This is a genomic window from Streptomyces sp. NPDC032721, from assembly GCF_055579625.1.
The window spans coordinates 977025-993357 of the sequence record NZ_JBVIMX010000001.1; the positions used below are offsets into that span (position 1 = coordinate 977025).

Below are 16333 nucleotides of genomic sequence, written 5' to 3' on the forward strand. Positions count from 1 at the left end.
GTCAGCGGCCCTGCCAGTTCGGGGGCCGCTTCTCGGTGAAGGAGGCGTGGAACTCGGCGTAGTCCTCGCCGTTCATGAGCAGGGCCTGGGTGTTGGCGTCGAGCTCGACCGAGGCGGCCAGGGGCATGTCGAGTTCGGCGGTCAGCAGGGCCTTGGTCTGCGCGTAGGCGAGGGCCGGGCCCTGCGCGAGGTGGCGGGCGAGGGCGGTGGCGCGGGCGTCGGACTGGCCTTCGTCGGTCAACTCGCTGAGCAGGCCGATCCGTTCGGCCTCGGGGGCGCGGACGGGTTCGCCCAGCATCAGCAGCCGGGTGGCGTGGCCGAGGCCGACGACCCGGGGCAGCAGGTAGGCGGCGCCCATGTCCCCGCCGGACAGGCCGACCTTGGTGAACAGGAACACGAACCGGGCGGAGGGGTCGGCGATCCGGAAGTCGGCGGCGAGCGCGAGTACGGCGCCCGCTCCGGCCGCGACGCCGTGCACGGCCGCGATCACCGGGAAGGGGCATTCGCGCAGGGCGCGCACGACCTGCCCGGTCATGCGGTTGAAGTCGAGGAGCTGTGCGGTGTCCATGGCGAGGGTGGCGCCGATGATGTCGTCCACGTCGCCGCCGGAGCAGAAGCCGCGCCCCTCCCCCGCGAGGACCAGGGCGCGCACGGTGCGTTCCCTGGCGAGTTCGGCCAGGAGGTCACGCAGGTCCGCGTAGGCGCCGAAGGTGAGGGCGTTGAGCTTGTCGGGCCGGGCGAGGGTGACGGTCGCGACGCCGTCGTCGTCCAGGGTCAGCCGCAGATGACGCCACTTCTCGGTGCGCTGGGCGGAGCTGAGGAAAGGGCTCATCGGGGCACGGCCTCCTTCGGTGGCGGTCCCTTGCAGTCCCTCGCGCCTCCTGGGGAGCGCTCCGGGGCCCTCGGGATCCTCGGGGGTCCTTCGAAGTTATCACCGGTCCGTGACCGCCGTCACGAGTGCGCGATATCAGGCATCCTCGCGTGCCCGCCTGCGCAGGGCGCGCCCTGGCCGGGCCCGGCCAGGGCCCGTTTGTGCCGTGCATCACGCCCAAAGTCCCGACCTGTGGGGGCGCAGGTCCCGGCACGACCCGGCGAGAGACCCTGGGGGAACGGCTTTTCGCTTCGTACGGTGGAAGCAAGGCTCCTCTCCTGCCCGATCGGACCCCACCTTGCACTCAGCTTCCGGCCCCGCCTCCTGGCGTATCGAACTGCCGCACTCGTCGTACGCCGTGCCGATGGCGCGTGCCCTGGTCCGTACGGCGCTGGCGGAGCTGGAGGCCGCGGAGGCGGACTGCCACACGGCCGAGCTGCTGACCGCCGAGCTCGTGGCGAACGCCGTCGAGCACGCGGACAGCTCCGCCCCCATCGAGCTGGTGGTGGAGCTGTTGCCGACGGGATTCCAGGTGGAGGTGCACGACGGTGACCCGGAGCCGCCGGGGAACCTGGACCGCGGTGCCGGGGACGCGAGCCCCGACCCCTGGCAGGAGCACGGCCGGGGCCTGCTGCTGATCCGTACCCTCAGCTCGGACTGCGGTCACCGCCGCACGCCCACCGGCAAGGCGGTCTGGTTCACGCTCCCCGCGTCGCGCTGAGCGGTTCCTCCGTCGTGCCGAGGCGCGAGTGCCGGCGGCCGTAGAGCCCGTACACCAGCGCTCCCACGATCAGGAACACGCCGAACTGGAGCCAGGTGCGCCAGCCCGTTCCGTAGATCAGGTACAGGCAGAAGAGCACGCCCAGCACCGGCAGCACCGGGAACAGCGGCACCCGGAAGGACCGCTGGAGGTCCGGGTTGCGGCGGCGCAGTGCGATCACCGCGACGTTGACGACGGCCATGATGGCGAGGGTGCCGATGGTCGTGAGGTTCATGACGACGTCGAGCGGGACGACCGCCGCCGGGACCGCGAAGACGCAGGCCACGATCCAGGTGTTGGCGACCGGCGTCGAGGTCCTGGGCGAGATGCGTTCGAAGACGCGCGGGATGAGTCCGTCGCGGGACATCGACATCAGGATCCTGGTCTGCCCGTACATCACCGCGAGGACGACCGAGGCGATGGCGACGACCGCGCCGAAGGCGATGATTCCGCCGCCGAGCGAGGAGTCGGTGACCTGGTTGACGATCAGGGACAGCGCGGCGGGCTTGGAGGCCACCTCGTCGGCCGACATCGCGCCGATGGCGGCGATCGCGACCAGGCAGTAGAGCAGTGTGACGACACCGATGCAGATCATGATCGCGATGGGGATGTTCTTGCGCGGGTTCTTGACCTCTTCACCGGCCGTGGTGATGGCGTCGAAGCCGATGTACGAGAAGAACGCGACCGAGGCGCCGGAGGTGACGCCCATCAGCCCGTGCGCGGCGAACGGCGACAGGTTGTCGGAGTTGAACGCGGTGAAGGCGATCGCACAGAACAGGATCAGCACCGCGATCTTCACGACGGCCATCACCGCGGTGGCGCGGGCGCTCTCGCGGATGCCGCGCACCAGGAGCAGCGCGGCGAGCAGCATCACGACGACGGCCGGGATGTTGACGATCCCGCCGTCGCCGGGCGGGCTGGAGAGGGCTGCGGGCAGCTGCCAGCCGATCAGGCTGTCGAGGAGTTCGTTGAGGTACTGGCCCCAGCCGACGGCGACGGCCGAGACCGAGATGCCGTACTCCAGCAGCAGGCACCAGCCGACGAGGAAGGCGATGCGCTCGCCGAGGGTGGCGTAGGCGAAGGAGTACGAGCTGCCCGAGACAGGGATCGCGCCGCCCAGCTCCGCGAAGGAGAACGCGGTGAAGATGCAGGTGATGGCGGCCAGGACGAAGGAGACGACGACAGCGGGTCCGGCTTCGGCGACGCTGTCGGAGAGGCCGACGAAGATGCCGGTGCCGACGATGGCGCCGACGCCGAAGCACACGAGCTGGAAGAGCCCCATGGTGCGCTTCAGGCCGTGGCCCTCCAGGTCCGCGCCGGATTCCGCGACGAGGAGATCGGGCGACTTGATGCGCTTGAGGGTTGGCATGGGGTGGTTCTCTTCTCTGGTGCACGGCGTACGCAAAAACGGATGGGGTCCGAGCAGAAGCGCCCGAACCCCATCAAGCAGGGTCATCGTAGCCAATGCGCTGCATATTCACCCAATCGGGTGTATTGCTATGCGCCTATGCCCGCATCCGTGTCGGCCATCGTCGCGACCAGTACGGCCTTGATCGTGTGCAGCCGGTTCTCCGCCTCGTCGAAGACGACGGAGTGCGCGGACTCGAAGACCTCGTCGGTGACTTCGAGCGACTCCAGCCCGTACTGCTCGTGGATCTCGCGGCCGACCTTGGTGCCGAGGTCGTGGAAGGCGGGCAGGCAGTGCAGGAACTTCACGTCCGGGTTGCCGGTGGCGCGCAGCACGTCCATGGTCACGGCGTACGGGCCGAGGGCCTCGATGCGCTCGGCCCAGATCTCCTTGGGCTCGCCCATCGACACCCAGACGTCGGTGGCGACGAAGTCCGCTCCCCGTACGCCCTCCGCGACGTCCTCGGTGAGGGTGATGCGGGCACCGCTCGCCCCGGCCAGCTTGCGGGCCTCGGCGACGATCTGCTCGGCCGGCCAGTAGGCGCGGGGGGCGACGATCCGGACGTCCATGCCGAGCAGGGCGCCGGTGACCAGGTAGGAGTTGCCCATGTTGAAGCGGGCGTCGCCGAGGTAGGCGAAGGCGAGCCGTTCCAGGGGCTTGTCCGGGGCGTGCTCGGTCATGGTCAGGACGTCGGCGAGCATCTGGGTGGGGTGCCAGTCGTCGGTGAGGCCGTTGAAGACGGGGACACCGGCATGGGCGGCCAGTTCCTCGACGGTGGCCTGGGCGTCGCCCCGGTACTCGATGCCGTCGAACATCCGGCCCAGTACGCGCGCCGTATCCTTCGGCGACTCCTTGTGCCCCATCTGGGATCCGGCCGGGTCGAGGTAGGTCGTCGACGCACCCTGGTCGGCCGCCGCGACCTCGAAGGCGCAGCGGGTCCTGGTGGACGTCTTCTCGAAGATCAGCGCGATGTTCTTGCCGCGCAGCCTCGGCACCTCGGTGCCGGACTTCTTGGCCGCCTTCAGCTCGGCGGCCAGGGCGAGCAGACCACGGAACTCCTCGGCGGAGAAGTCGAGCTCCTTGAGGAAGTGGCGGCCGGCGAGATCTGTGAGGGGTGACGTCATGGTGGGGCTCCAGGGGACGACCGGACGGAGTGATGAAATCCTATACGGAAGAACGCATCACTATACGGGCCGTAGGGGTTCTATACGGCCTCGCGTTCGATCGGACAGCTCATGCAGCGCGGCCCGCCCCGTCCCCTGCCCAGTTCGCTGCCCCTGATCTCGATCACTTCGATGCCCTGTTTCCGCAGATGGGTGTTGGTGGTCACATTCCTCTCGTACGCCACCACGACGCCGGGCTCGACCGCGAGCACGTTGCAGCCGTCGTCCCACTGCTCGCGTTCCGCCGCATGAACATCCTGCGTCGCGGTGAGCACCCGTACCGAGTCCAGGCCGAGGGCGGCGGCGATCGCGCGGTGCATGTGCTCCGGCGGGTGGTCGGTGACCTTCAGTTCGTTGTCCCCGGCGCCCGGTTCGATCGTGTACGAGCGGAGCATGCCGAGGCCCGCGTACTGGGTGAAGGTGTCGCCGTCGACCATCGTCATCACCGTGTCCAGGTGCATGAACGCCCGCCGCTTGGGCATGTCCAGCGCCACGATGGTCCGCGCGGAACCGGCCGCGAAGAGACCACGGGCCAGCATCTCCACCGCCTGCGGGGTGGTCCGCTCGCTCATCCCGATCAGGACCGCGCCGTTGCCGATGACCAGGACGTCGCCGCCCTCGATGGTGGACGGGTAGTCGCTCTGACCCTCGGACCAGGTGTGGAAGGGGCCGGCGTCCGGTCCTGTGAACAGCGGGTGGTGCCGGTAGATCGCCTCGAAGTGCACGGTCTCGCGCTGCCTGGCCGGCCAGCGCATCGCGTTGATCGACACTCCGTCGTAGATCCAGGCGGAGGTGTCGCGGGTGAAGAGGTGGTTGGGCAGCGGGCCGAGCAGGAAGTCGTCGGGTTCCATCACGTGGAAGCGGACCGAGGTCGGCTCGGGGTGGCGGGCCAGGTACTCGCGCTTGGTCATGCCGCCGACCAGGGCTTCGCAGAGCTCGGCGGCGGGCAGTTCGTCGAAGGCGGCGCGCAGGTGGTCGGTGGCGAGCGGGCCGTACTCCTTCTCGTCGAAGACCCGGTCCAGTACGAGGCGTCTCGCGGCGGGGAGTTCGAGTGCCTCGGTGAGCAGGTCGCCGAAGAGGTACACCTCGACGCCCCGGTCGCGCAGTACGTCCGCGAACCCGTCGTGCTCCTGCCGCGCCCGGCGCACCCACAGCACGTCGTCGAAGAGGAGCGCGTCCTTGTTGCTGGGTGTGAGCCGCTTCAGCTCCAGGTCGGGGCGGTGGAGGATGACGCGGCGCAGCCGCCCGGTCTCGGAGTCGACATGGAATCCCATGGCTCCCATCCTGGCCGAGACGGGCGGTTCGCGCCCTGCTGATGCCGAGGGTCGAGGGCCGAGGGCGCTGATGCCGGAATCAGAGGGAACGGGCGATCAGGACCAGCAGGGTGATGACGAGGGCGACGAGGACGGCGACGACTGCCAGGACGATTTTGATGCGGCGGGCGTGGTCGTCGTCGGGGGCGGGTGTTGAGGTGGAGGGGCGGGTGGGGGGTGAGGGCGGGGCGGGTGTGGTGGGTGGGGCCGGGGCGGATGTGGTGGGGCGGGGCTGGCTCTCCTCGGGTAAGGAGGGCCGCACCGCCGCAGGGGGCGGTCCGCCCTCCGGGGGTGGTCGGCCGGGGTCGTCGCTGCGGCTGCCGCGCGGCTCGCGTCCTCTGGTGAGCACCGCACGCCACACCTCCTCGCGCAGTCCCGGCAGTTCCCCCGCTTCGAGGATCTGGCGTACGGCGGACCTGGCGGCGGGGTCGGGGCCGGAACGCAGCCTGGGCAGGAGTTCCTCCAGGCGGGCGCTGGGGCTTGCCTCGGCGGCCAGGGGGCGGACCGCCCAGCCGTAGAGGGTCGCGGCGTTGGCGGCGCGGACCTCGTCGTCGGGGTGGGTGTCGGCGGGGCTCTGCCAGCGGGGCAGGAACAGTGCCGCTTCGAGGCAGGCCTCGCAGAACTGGAGCCTTACCGGGTCCCGCCATTGGGGCCAGCGGGAGGCGGCCTCCGTGATGAGGAGGGTGGTCGCCGGGTAGCTGAGGCGCTCGCGGGTGGCGGTGATCAGGTCCGTGTCGGCGACGCCGGGGAGGGTTTGGGTCAGGGGCCCGTGTTCGGCGTCGGCGGGGGTGGTCTCTTCGAGGGCTTGGAGGAGGGAGAGGAGTTCGGGGTACGGGGTGGAGGACTTGCGGCGGAGGGTGGGGATGAGGCGGCGGGGGGTGGAGGTGGGGGCGGGCCAGTGGGGGGTGGGGGTGGGGTTTTGGGTGGGGGTGGGGTTTGGGGTGTGCGGGGGTGGGGTGGGGGGTGTTTGGGGTGGGGCGGACGGGTGGGGGGTGGGAGCGGGTTGGGGTCGGGCGGACGCGTGGGGAGTCGGGGCGGGGTGGGATGGAGCGGACGCGTGGGAAGCCGGGGCGGGGTGGGATGGAGCGGACGCGTGGGAGGTGGGGGGTACTGGGGGCGGGGGCGAGGGGTGGGGGCTCCGGCGGGGGCCGCCCCCTTGCCCGCCCGTTCCGCCCCCGGGGGGCGGCCCCGCCGCCCAAGGGGGCGGGGGCGTGGCCCGCGCCCCAGGGGGCGGGGGCGTGGGTCGCGCCCCAGGGGGCGGGGGCGAGGGTCGCGTCCAAGGGGGCGGGGGCGTCGTCGCGGGGTCTCGGGGTTGGTGGCGGTCGCGGGCGATGCGGAGTTGGCGTTGGCGTTCCAGTTCGCGTTCTTGTTCGCGGCGGGTTTCCAGGGTGCGGGCACGGAGTTGTTCGTGTGCGCGTGGCGGGGCGACCTGTTGGCGGGCCGAGGGGGCGGGTTTCAGGTGGTGCAGGGCGCGTTCGGCGGCGCGCTGGAGCTGTTCGCCGTCCAGGTTGTTCGCCTTGCTGCCGTCAGCCGCGTCGCCCAGGGCGTCCGACACCTCGTACATGCGGTCGGGCCGGCCGATCCGTGCCAGGTAGTGGCCGACCAGGTGGGTGGCGAGTTCCTCCGCCAGGTCGCCGTGCCGTTCGTCCGGGTCGACCCGGGTGCGCCGGGAGTCCGGGGCCGTCGATCCCGGCCAGCGGCGTACGAAGGCGAACCGGATCAGGCCGGACTCGGCGGTGTCCCGGGTGGCGAACGTCCAGGTGCCGGGGAGGACGGCGCTGAAGATCCCGTGCATGCCCATCAGCGTGCGGCAGGCGCTGCGCCCGCCCTCCCGGTCCAGCACCATCAGCCCGCGCCGGGGGTGCCGCAGCAGTTCCGCCGCCGCCGCGACCAGCGGGCGTGCGGTGTCCGGGGTGGCGCCGTCGGACTCGTCGGTGAAGACGGCCAGGCCCCGGGCGGAGGAGTCGGCGAGCGCCGCGGCCGGGACCTTGGGCAGTTCGCCCCGTACCTCTCCCCAGTCCGGGCCGCCCCGTGCCCAGGACCAGTTGTCCAGTCCCACACAGGTGTCGGGGTCCAGCGCCCCCGCCGAGCCGATGAGTGCGTGGCAGAGGGTGCCCGGCCGCCCGCCGGGGTCGCGGCGCGGGGTGCGGCGCAGCAGCATGACCATGCCCTGTTCCTGCTCCAGCCGGACCAGGCCCGCGGCGTCGGGGCCGTCGTCGGGGCTGAAGTTGCCGCGCAGCAGCGGTGCCACGCTGCGGAACAGCTCCTGTGCGGTGGCCGGGTCGCAGGACCAGGCCACCGGTCCGAAGCCGGTGTTGCCCGAGCGGTTGCCCGCGTCCCAGCGGAAGACGATCTGCTCGACCGATTCGTCTCCCTGTCGCCCGCCCATCAGGCCCCCACCTCTTCCCGGTCGACGCCGGGCAGCAGCCCGCACATGGCAAAGATCGACAGCAGCGGGGTCAGTACCCGCCGGGGCCGTACCCCGTTGGGGAAGGCCGAGTCGCGTTCCTGTCCTCCGGTGGCGGCCACGAAGTGCAGTGTGCAGCGCCCGCAGTCGTCGTACGGTTTCAACCAGGCCCGGCTGCCGTGGTGTTGTACGAAAGCGTAGGCGTCCCGGCTCTCCTCGCGCACCGTCGCGACGTCGAATCCCGGTCCGGCGGAGCGGTTGAGCCAGCGGTCCACGGCCGGGTCGAACCGTACGAGGTCGCTCTTGTTGACGGCGACGGCCGCCGCCGCGTCGACGTAACGCCCGTCCCTGGGGATGCGGTTGAGGACGGTGGTGAACGCCTCGTCCCCCAGGTCGCGTTGGTGCAGTCCGACGCGCGCGCGGATCGGGTCGAGGGTGGACAGGTGGAGTGCGCGCAGCGGGTCGAGCACGAAGATGAACGCGCCGACCTCGCCGAGGAAGCGGGCCACCTCGTTGTCCTGCGCGAGGTCCTCGCCCGCGAGGTCGAAGAAGAGGACGGGCCGGTTCACCCCGGTTCCGGTGACCAGGAGCCCGTCGGCGAAGTCGGCGAAGGGTTCCTGGTGGGTGCCGTCGAGCATTTCGCCCTGATGGAGGCGCTGGACCTTCTCCTGGAGGAACTCGCGGTGCCAGTCCGGGTTCAGCGGGAGGCAGGTCAGTCCGTACGGTTCGAGGCCGCCCTGCTCGATCTCGCCGAGCATCGCGGCCAGCAGGTGGGTCTTGCCCGCGGCGGAGCTGCCGACCATGGCGATGGTGAGGGGTTCGCCGTTGGTCAGGTAGGGCACGGGCAGGTAGTGGGGGCGCGCGGCGGGGGCGTGCGGGCACGCCTGGAAGGCGTGCCGGAGGGATTCCGTGCGGTGCATCGGCCGCAGTTCCGCCGTGAGGTCGAGCGGTTTGTACTCCTTCTTGGCGTTGCGTGCGAAGAGCCGGCTCTCGTCGTAGGCGACGGGGAGGCGGCAGTGCGGGCAGAGCGCGGACCGCTGTACGACCGGGGGCGCAGGCGCCGGTTCCGGGGGTGGGGCCGCGGCTCTGCGGGGCAGTCCGGTGGCGAACAGGTCGCGCAGCGAGCGGCGGCCGGTGCGCGAGGCCGGATATTCGTAACCGCCGTTCCACTCCTGCCCGTTGGCCTCGGCCGTGCCGCTCCCGGGCGTCGCGCCGAGGCCACGGGCCCGGCGTTTGGCCGCCGTACGGTCGTCGAAGTCGGCGCGGGCCCTGGCCAGCGGGTCGCTGGCGGTGGGGGTGGCACCCAGCGGGTCCGGGACGCCGAGCAGCCGCAGCAGGTCGGCGGCGGCGGGCCGGTCGGCGGCGAGCGCGGCGAAGGCACCGCCGGAGGCGCCGCCGAAGGTTCCGCCGGAGCTCCCATGGGCCGTCCCGTTGCCGAGTGCGGCGAGCTGCCGGTAGTCGGCGAGGTCGGCGGGCGGTCCCTGACCGTTGCTGGTGCGCCCGGAGAGCAGGGTGTACGCGAGCTGGGCGACGGCCCACACGTCGTCGCGTTCGTCGGCGAAGCCCCGGCCCTCGCACTGTTCGGGCGAGGCCCAGGGGCCGGTGCCGAAGGCGTCGCGGGGGTCGCCCGCCCGGATCACGGCGTACGGTTCGGCGAGCTGGATCCGCCTGCCGTCCCAGCGGACGGTGTGCGGGGTGAGGGCCCGGTGGACGAGCCCGGCAGCCCCCAACAGACGTACGGCCAGCACGAGTTGGCTGATCACGTTGCGCTGCGCCTGGATGCCCAGGGCGCCCAGGCGCTCCGCGAGCGGGTCGCCGACGGGGCGTTTGTACAGCACGAAGGGCTCGGGGGCGTCCAGGTTGAAGCCCACGAGCCGGGTGAAGATCTCGCCGTACGGTTCGCTCCCGTAGCTCCGCTCGACGGTGACGGCGGCGGCGACCTCGCGTTCCAGGGCGTCGAACGCCGCCGGGTTGCTGCGGGCGGAGAGCGGCAGCCGGTGCTGGACGACCTCCCAGCCGTCGCCGAGTTTCGCCTCGCGGGTCAGTGCCGTGCCGCGCCCGCCGACGCGGCGGTCGTCGCCGAACCCGGCCGCGAAACGAACGGAGTCCCCCTTGAGGAGGAAGAACTCCAGCTCTTCGGCCGGTAGCGCCTCTGTCATGCGTACTCGCCTTCCGCTTCCGGTTCGTCGTACGAGCGCACGGTGCGGACCCCGCCGGTGCGCAGTGGTACCAGGCTCAGCACTCCGGCGTGCCGGCCGCCCGGTGTCCACACCACGTCGTCCGCCGGGCCGTGCCAGCCGTCCGGGTCGACGACCTCCGCGCCCCGGCGAGCGGCCTCCGGGGCGAACCGCACCCGCCGTTCGGCCTCCGGGTCCCTGGAGAGCATCCGGCGGTGTTCGGCGGCGCACAGCCGCAGGGCCCGTTCGGCGAAGGAGTCCGAGTCGAGCATTTCGGCGGTGCGGTCGACGGCGACCCCGAGCAGGAGTGCCGCGCCGGGGCGGTTCTCGGTGTGCGGGACGAACGGCGGGGGCGCGGCGACGGCATCGCGGCGCAGGGCCGCGTGCTCCTGGTCGAGGAGACCGGTCACCTTGGGTGCGAGGGGGAGCCGGGAGGCGGCGTCGGGGTCGCGCTCGACGGTCGCCCAGCAGGAGCCGAGGAGGCCGGTGATGCCGTGGGTCAGGTCGGAGACGAGGGTCGAGACGAGCGCGGAGCCCCCGTCGCCGGTCTCCCGCTCAAGCCAGGCCGGACGTGCGGCGTCGCTCAACTCCCATTCGTCGTAGGGCTGTTCGAAGCGGTGGTGGGAGTGCGTACCGTACGGGGAGGTGGACTGCTCCGGCGGGAAGGCCGCGTCGGGCGCGGGCGCGAAGATCTCGCTGAGCGGGCTGCCGGTGTGATCGGTGTCGACGGCATCGCTCCAGCTGTCCCAACTCCACACCTGAGTGGTGGGGTTGACCGACTCGCCCGACTCGCCCGTCTCCCCCGTAGCGCCGGGCTCTCCGGAATCGCCGGACTCCCCCGACGCCGGCTCGTACTCGTACCCGGTGTTCGCCCCTGGAGCGACGGCGGGTCCACCCGCGGCCACGGCGGGCCGCTGGGGCGGCTCGTACGTTTCCACCCGCTCGGCAACCCGCCTCAGCAGTACGGCGATTGCCCGCGCCCCGTCGGAGCAGTGGTAGCGGGCGTCGGCGAACAGCCAGTCGTGCACGGCCGTTTCGGCGAGCAGCCCGTCGATGTCGTCCACGCAGCCCGCCGCCTCGCGCACCCGCATCTCCGTCCACCAGGCATCGACGGCCCGCGTCCAGTCCCGTGCCGAGAGGGTGACCGAAAGGGCCACCGCGAGCACCAGTGCACCGGCCCCCAGCCAGGGTGGCACCGAGGCGAGTTGGCCGACAAGACCGCCTGCCACGCCACCGGCCAGTCCGGCGACGAGGCGGCCGAACCACCCCGTCGTACCGCCGCCGTCGATGCGCCGGTCCGGTGAGCGGCTGGGCCTGCCGCTCATCATGAGCAGGGCGGGCACCGCCATCGCCGCACCGGCGAGGGGGCCGATCAGCCAGCCGAACCAGGGCCACAGTCCGGCGGCGAAGGCGAGCAGGAGGGCCAGGCCGGGGTCGACGGCGGCGGGCCGGTCGTGGCCCACGACGAAGGGGGCCGGGCGGGCGAGTTCGGCCGCGTAGCCGCTCGGGCAGACCTGGTCGAGCTCGCTGAGCCGGGCGGCGCTGCCCACGGGTGCGGACTGGTCGGAAAGGCCGCCGAGCCTGGCGGCGACCGACCTCAACGGCAGTCCCTTGCCGAGGAGTTGCTCGGTGTAGCCGCGCAGTCCCGGGCCGACGCTCTCGCGTGAGACCTCGGCTATCTCGGGGAGTTCGATGCCGCGCCGGTTCAGCCGGCTGCGCTGTTCGGGCGTCAGGCGCAGTCCGTCGCCTTCGGTGAGGGCGCCCGCGATGGTCTCGCGGTAGCTCTCCAGGGCGGCGGCAAGTTCGCCCAACGCGCTTGGCACGTCGGCCTGTTGGCGGGCGGAGGTGAAGAGTCCCGAGGCGGTGCGGGTCTGTTCGTACGCGCTCTCGGCGTTGCGCAGTGCCTGTTCGCACCTGCGGTGGCGCAGTTCGGCGTCGCCGCCGTGCACCAGCCAGGCCCGGTCGCGGATGCTGCGGGGGATGCCGCCGCCGAGCAGCGGGGACAGTTCGGAGGGGACGGCCTCCTGGGATCCGGTGGCCGGTTCGTCGGCGTAGCCGGAGTGGGCGGCGGGTGAGGCGGCGGCGACGAGCGCGGGTGCGGGTACGTCCTGACCGGCCAGGGTGTCGAGGGCCTGGCGCCAGGTCCGGCGGCGGGCGGCCTCCGTCAGATCGTGTTCGAGGATGTGCACCCCGGGTACGGCGACCCCGTCCGTCACCTTCCCCAGCGCGAGCAGCACCGCGTCGAACACCCCGGGCTCGGAGATCACTTCGATCAGCGGCCGCAGTACGTCGCCGTCGTCGAGCCCGCCCGCCGGGGGCGCCTCGCCCGCGAGCGGGTCGAGGATCCACAGCACTCCGGCGTCCGGCGGCCGCAGGGAGAGCGGCCGTACCAGGGGACGGGCCGGCGGCACGGGTACGGAGGCGGCCTGCGCCTCCTGGTCGGCCGGTCCGATCGCCAGGCAGACGATGCGGGCGGCCCCGTGTGCGAAGAGCTGTTCGTAGAGCAGTTGGTTCCGGTCGAGTTCGGCGGCGTGGTCGACGACGAGGAAGCGCCGCCGTGCGCCGGCCGACGCCCGTACGGCGGCGAGGGACTCGCGCACCGCTCGGGCGACCGCACCCGGTTCGGCGTCCGGTCCGGTGACCGGGCGCAGGTCGAGGCAGACCGCGTGTGCGGGCAGCCCTTGTTCGATGATCACCACTGCTCCCCTTCCGACCCCTGTCCGGCCGAGGGCTTGCGGAAGCGGTCGCCGTCCGGGTCCGGACGGCCCGGACCCGGGCTGCCGGGACCCGGGCTGCCGGGCTCCTTCGCCTCCCGGGCACCGTCGAGGTCCTCCGCCGCAACGGGTTCCTGCGGCCACTCGGCCTCTTCGTCGAACCACAGGGGGCCGTCGTCCTGGAAGGGGCTGGGCCGGGTGCGGCCGTTCGTGGTCGGGCGGTCGCTCGCGACCACCCATTCCTCGTCGCCCGGCCACTCGTCACCGGCGGGCCCGGGCCCGTGCCCGTTCACCCGGGTCGTGTCCTCCGGTGCGGATCCGCCGCCCGCCGGACCGGTCCCGGTCGCGTACCGCCCCCGGCCCAGCGCCCGGGGGCCGCTGCCCCGTTCCACCCCGTAACGCTGGAAGAGCGCACGCAGGTTGGGCCGGGTGGGGCGCAGGGCGCCCGGGAAGCGGAGGTCCAGGGCGCCCTGGAGGGTGCGCTCCCAGAAGCCGTGCAGCGGGACCATCCACTCCTCGTCCTCGGCCCCGTACTCCGCCGAGAGCTCTTCGAGGAGCGCGATCTGCTGGGGTGCCACGTCCTGGACCAGGGTGCGGAAGAGTTCCGAGGGCGCGACGGGGGTGGTGGTGAGGCCGTGCGGCTGGGCGGCCATCAGCTGGTCGCAGAAGTCCTCGATGATCTCGCCCTCGTCGAGCAGCGCCCACTGTTCGTACGCCCGCAGCAGGCCCGACCAGCTGGAGACGGACTCGTCGAAGGCCTCCAGCCGCAGCGTCATGGTGGCGGAGTCGCCCTCCTGGAGCCGGATCCGGATGGCCCTGGGCGAGTGGGCGGGGCCGCTCACCTCGACGCGGCCGTTCCACATGGCGCACAGGATGCGGTGCAGGATGCGCTGGCGGTCGTCCTCGGTGCTGGCAAGCCAGTCGTCGCGGTAGCCGAGCCGCTGGCGCCACTGGAGGAAGTCGTCGGTGCCGGCCGCGTCCCGGGACTCGGCCCACAGCCGCAGTACGTGCCTGACCTCGGACACGTCGGTGAGGCTCATCCCGCTGCGGAACAGCACGACGGTGATCGCCTGGGTGTCCACGGCCCGGGTCTCCGGCCTGCCGCCCAGGTCGCGCGGCAGGTTCAGCTCCTCCTGGAGGAAGCGGGCGTTGCGTTCGTTGGTCTCGCTCTGCGGGTAGACGATGAGGACCTTGAGGGGGCCGTTGCCGTCGGGGGTGAAGCCGACCGGCAGCAGGCTGGCGAGCTGGGAGCGGAACTGTTCCAGCCAGCGCGCGTCGACGGACGCCTCGGCCTCCTCGTCCCCCGCGGCCGCCTGGAGGAGTACCCCGAGCGAGGGCAGCAGGGGACGGTCGTTGAGCATGCTGGCCTCGCCGAACAGGCCCTTGACCCGGCGTTCGACGACCTGCTTGATCTCCTTGACGGCGTCGCGCGGGGAGCGCCGTACTGCGTCCAGGGCGAGCTGCCAGTCGCCCGGCTGGACCAGTTTGTCGAGGAGTCCCGCCGCGTCCTGGTTCTCGGGCAGTCCCTCGTTCTGCCGCAGCCGGTCGAAGACGTCGTCGTAGAAGGCACCGAGGGTGCCCTGCGGGGGCAGCAGGTAGGCGACGCCGGTGCGGTCGTCGCGGTAGAGCTCCTTGCGGCGGTCCCGGAAGGACTTGCGCTCGTCCTCCTCGTGCGACTTCAACGCCCGTACCAGAGCGGAGACTTCCTTGATCGTGCGGGCGAGGGGGGCGCGCCAGCGCAGCTCGTGGTCCTTCCAGCTGCGGTGCCACAGCCGGTTGGCCCGCCACTGGTACCAGGTGTCCTGCTCCTCGACGGCCAGCTGGACGTCCGGGTCGCCCCAGCGGGCCGGGACGATGCCGCCGACGCTGCGCCTGACGCGCGGGACCTGGGGTGCGGAGGGGGTGACTCCGTCGGGCTTGTCGGGGTCGTTCTTACGGTTGTCGAGCATCCCGGCGAAGCCGACGGCGGCGGCCCGCTGCTGGTGCTCGGGCAGCCCGAGCAGTACCCGCTCGGCTCTGAACGGCCCTATCACGCCGAGGAGTTCGCGTACTCCGGTGCCCGGTTTGAAGTCCTCGACCATGCGCGGGACCTCGCGCCCCAGTTCCCGGTCGAGGCGGCTGAGGCCGTCCTCCATGTCGCCGATCCGGTCCCGCAGGGCCTGCCCGATGTCCTTGCCCCCCTTGGGCAGCGGGTCGGGCGCCGGGACCTCGGGGGCCTCCCTGGTCCACAGGGCGCCGATGCCGCAGCGGTCGAAGAGGTCGCGCACCCGCTCGGTGCCCTCCTCGTCGGCGCGCAGGGCCCGCTCGCCCATGTCCCGTACGGCCTGGGCGAGGAGACGGCTGGCGACGATCTCCGCGAGGTCGTCGACCGGGACGGTCAGGGAGGCGGCCAGACTGGTGGACATGCCCCGGTGGCCGATGCCGGAGCGGGACGGGGTGGAGCGTTCCACGCTCTTGTTGACGAAGCTGGCGGCGAACGACATGTAGTCGCCCTCGCTGCGCCCGTTGGCGGAGTCGTCGCCCAGCTCGGTGCCGATCAGCGACATCACCATCGCGGTCGCCGAGCGGCGCAGGTCCTCGGGCCTGATCCCGGAGGGCTTGCTGAACAGGAACGCGGTCTGCACCGTCGAGGAGCGCAGCCGCACCAGCCCCTCCCCCGGGTAGCGGACGGCGAGCGAGCCCTGCTGCTCGACGTCGCCGAAGTCGGACTGGGCGCTGGGCACGTTCTGGTCGTCGACGAGCCGGGAGAGGTCCACCAGGGCGCGGGCGGCGTTGAGTTCGGCGTCCCGGCCGCCGCCCGCCTCGGGCGGGAACGCGGACGGCATCACGACGAGGGGGTAGATCTTCACCCCGGGCACCTTGGACTTGCGGAACTCGTGCCCGATGAGGTGGATGAAGTCGTAGAAGATGCCGGCGCCGGTGCCGCCGGCCACCGAGAACGCCACGAACACGTCGCAGCCCCGGATCTGCCGTCCGCCGACGTCCCGCAGGTCACCGGCGGAGTTGCTGATCTCGCTGATGGCGGCGCGCAGTTGGCCGAGCACCGGCTCCAGGCCGCCGCGCAGGGTGGCGAACAGCGCGGACCTGCCGACGGTGGGCAGCTGGCCCGCCCCGTTGTGCAAGGGGGCGACGCGCGGCTCACGCTCCTTGGGCGGCAGCCAGGTGCGGGTCTCCTCGTGGAGGGCGACGCGCAGCATCCGGGCGACGTCCGGGGAGCTGTCGTAGTGGGCGGGCAGCAGGTCGTGGACGACCCGTGAGGTACGGGCGTACGCGGCCGCCTCGGCGCCCTTGGCCTGGAGGTGCGGCAGCTGGTCGAGCTCGGACTCGCTGAAGTCGGCGTACACGAACTGCAGGCAGTCGGGCAGCTGGAAGCGTTTGCGGCGCTCGTCACCGGCCAGCTTGGTGCCGTCGGGGCCGCAGAGCTCGCGGCGCAGACCGCGTTCCAGCTCGGCGCCGATGCGGCCGCCGGTGCCGCCCAGTCCGACGAAGAGCATGGGCTGGTAGATCTTCATCTGTCTCT

Annotated in this window: 9 protein-coding genes; 1 reads left to right on the top strand and 8 read right to left on the bottom strand. The window is 72.3% G+C overall.

Annotated elements, in window-relative coordinates; translation table 11 throughout:
- Position 1: 1 nt before the first annotated feature.
- Positions 2–832 carry an enoyl-CoA hydratase family protein gene (locus ACZ5PB_RS04160; RefSeq protein WP_468687591.1) on the bottom strand — a complete coding sequence of 277 codons (831 nt, stop codon included), beginning with the start codon at positions 830–832 and terminating at the stop codon, positions 2–4.
- Between the two features lie 337 nt (positions 833–1169).
- Here ACZ5PB_RS04160 and ACZ5PB_RS04165 point away from each other — a divergent pair, with 337 nt between their 5' ends.
- Complete coding sequence (locus ACZ5PB_RS04165) at positions 1170–1592, top strand: ATP-binding protein (RefSeq protein WP_468687593.1); 423 nt, start codon at positions 1170–1172, stop codon at positions 1590–1592.
- Here ACZ5PB_RS04165 and ACZ5PB_RS04170 read toward each other — a convergent pair.
- The 7 genes from ACZ5PB_RS04170 to ACZ5PB_RS04200 form a co-directional block, all read right to left on the bottom strand.
- A complete protein-coding gene (locus ACZ5PB_RS04170; protein WP_468687594.1) occupies positions 1570–3000 on the bottom strand; it encodes an amino acid permease in 1431 nt (476 codons plus the stop codon). The genes ACZ5PB_RS04165 and ACZ5PB_RS04170 overlap by 23 nt on opposite strands.
- Before the next feature lie 128 nt (positions 3001–3128).
- Positions 3129–4163 carry an ornithine carbamoyltransferase gene (gene argF / locus ACZ5PB_RS04175; protein WP_468687595.1) on the bottom strand — a complete coding sequence of 345 codons (1035 nt, stop codon included), beginning with the start codon at positions 4161–4163 and terminating at the stop codon, positions 3129–3131.
- An 80-nt stretch (positions 4164–4243) separates the two neighbouring features.
- Positions 4244–5476, bottom strand: a complete 1233-nt coding sequence (locus ACZ5PB_RS04180) for an arginine deiminase (RefSeq protein ID WP_468687597.1) — start codon at positions 5474–5476, stop codon at positions 4244–4246.
- Between the two features lie 79 nt (positions 5477–5555).
- The gene (locus ACZ5PB_RS04185; protein WP_468687599.1) at positions 5556–7904 is read right to left on the bottom strand and encodes a hypothetical protein; all 2349 of its coding nucleotides are present in this window, start codon (positions 7902–7904) and stop codon (positions 5556–5558) included.
- Positions 7904–10081, bottom strand: a complete 2178-nt coding sequence (locus ACZ5PB_RS04190) for a hypothetical protein (protein ID WP_468687600.1) — start codon at positions 10079–10081, stop codon at positions 7904–7906. The genes ACZ5PB_RS04185 and ACZ5PB_RS04190 overlap by 1 nt, the downstream gene beginning before the upstream one ends.
- Positions 10078–12795, bottom strand: a complete 2718-nt coding sequence (locus tag ACZ5PB_RS04195; protein ID WP_468687602.1) for a hypothetical protein — start codon at positions 12793–12795, stop codon at positions 10078–10080. Before ACZ5PB_RS04195 ends, ACZ5PB_RS04190 begins: the two co-directional genes overlap by 4 nt.
- Positions 12792–16325: a tubulin-like doman-containing protein gene (locus tag ACZ5PB_RS04200; RefSeq protein ID WP_468687604.1), complete on the bottom strand. Its 3534-nt coding sequence runs from the start codon at positions 16323–16325 to the stop codon at positions 12792–12794. Before ACZ5PB_RS04200 ends, ACZ5PB_RS04195 begins: the two co-directional genes overlap by 4 nt.
- Positions 16326–16333: the final 8 nt, after the last annotated feature.

What these genes read in the sequence shown, in the direction of transcription:
- ACZ5PB_RS04160 (WP_468687591.1), bottom strand. Translation starts at nt 832, where the DNA reads ATGAGCCCTTTCCTCAGCTCCGCCCAGCGCACCGAGAAGTGGCGTCAT.
- ACZ5PB_RS04190 (WP_468687600.1), bottom strand. Translation starts at nt 10,081, where the DNA reads ATGACAGAGGCGCTACCGGCCGAAGAGCTGGAGTTCTTCCTCCTCAAG.
- ACZ5PB_RS04180 (WP_468687597.1), bottom strand. Translation starts at nt 5,476, where the DNA reads ATGGGATTCCATGTCGACTCCGAGACCGGGCGGCTGCGCCGCGTCATC.
- ACZ5PB_RS04200 (WP_468687604.1), bottom strand. Translation starts at nt 16,325, where the DNA reads ATGAAGATCTACCAGCCCATGCTCTTCGTCGGACTGGGCGGCACCGGC.
- ACZ5PB_RS04170 (WP_468687594.1), bottom strand. Translation starts at nt 3,000, where the DNA reads ATGCCAACCCTCAAGCGCATCAAGTCGCCCGATCTCCTCGTCGCGGAA.
- ACZ5PB_RS04185 (WP_468687599.1), bottom strand. Translation starts at nt 7,904, where the DNA reads ATGGGCGGGCGACAGGGAGACGAATCGGTCGAGCAGATCGTCTTCCGC.
- argF (WP_468687595.1), bottom strand. Translation starts at nt 4,163, where the DNA reads ATGACGTCACCCCTCACAGATCTCGCCGGCCGCCACTTCCTCAAGGAG.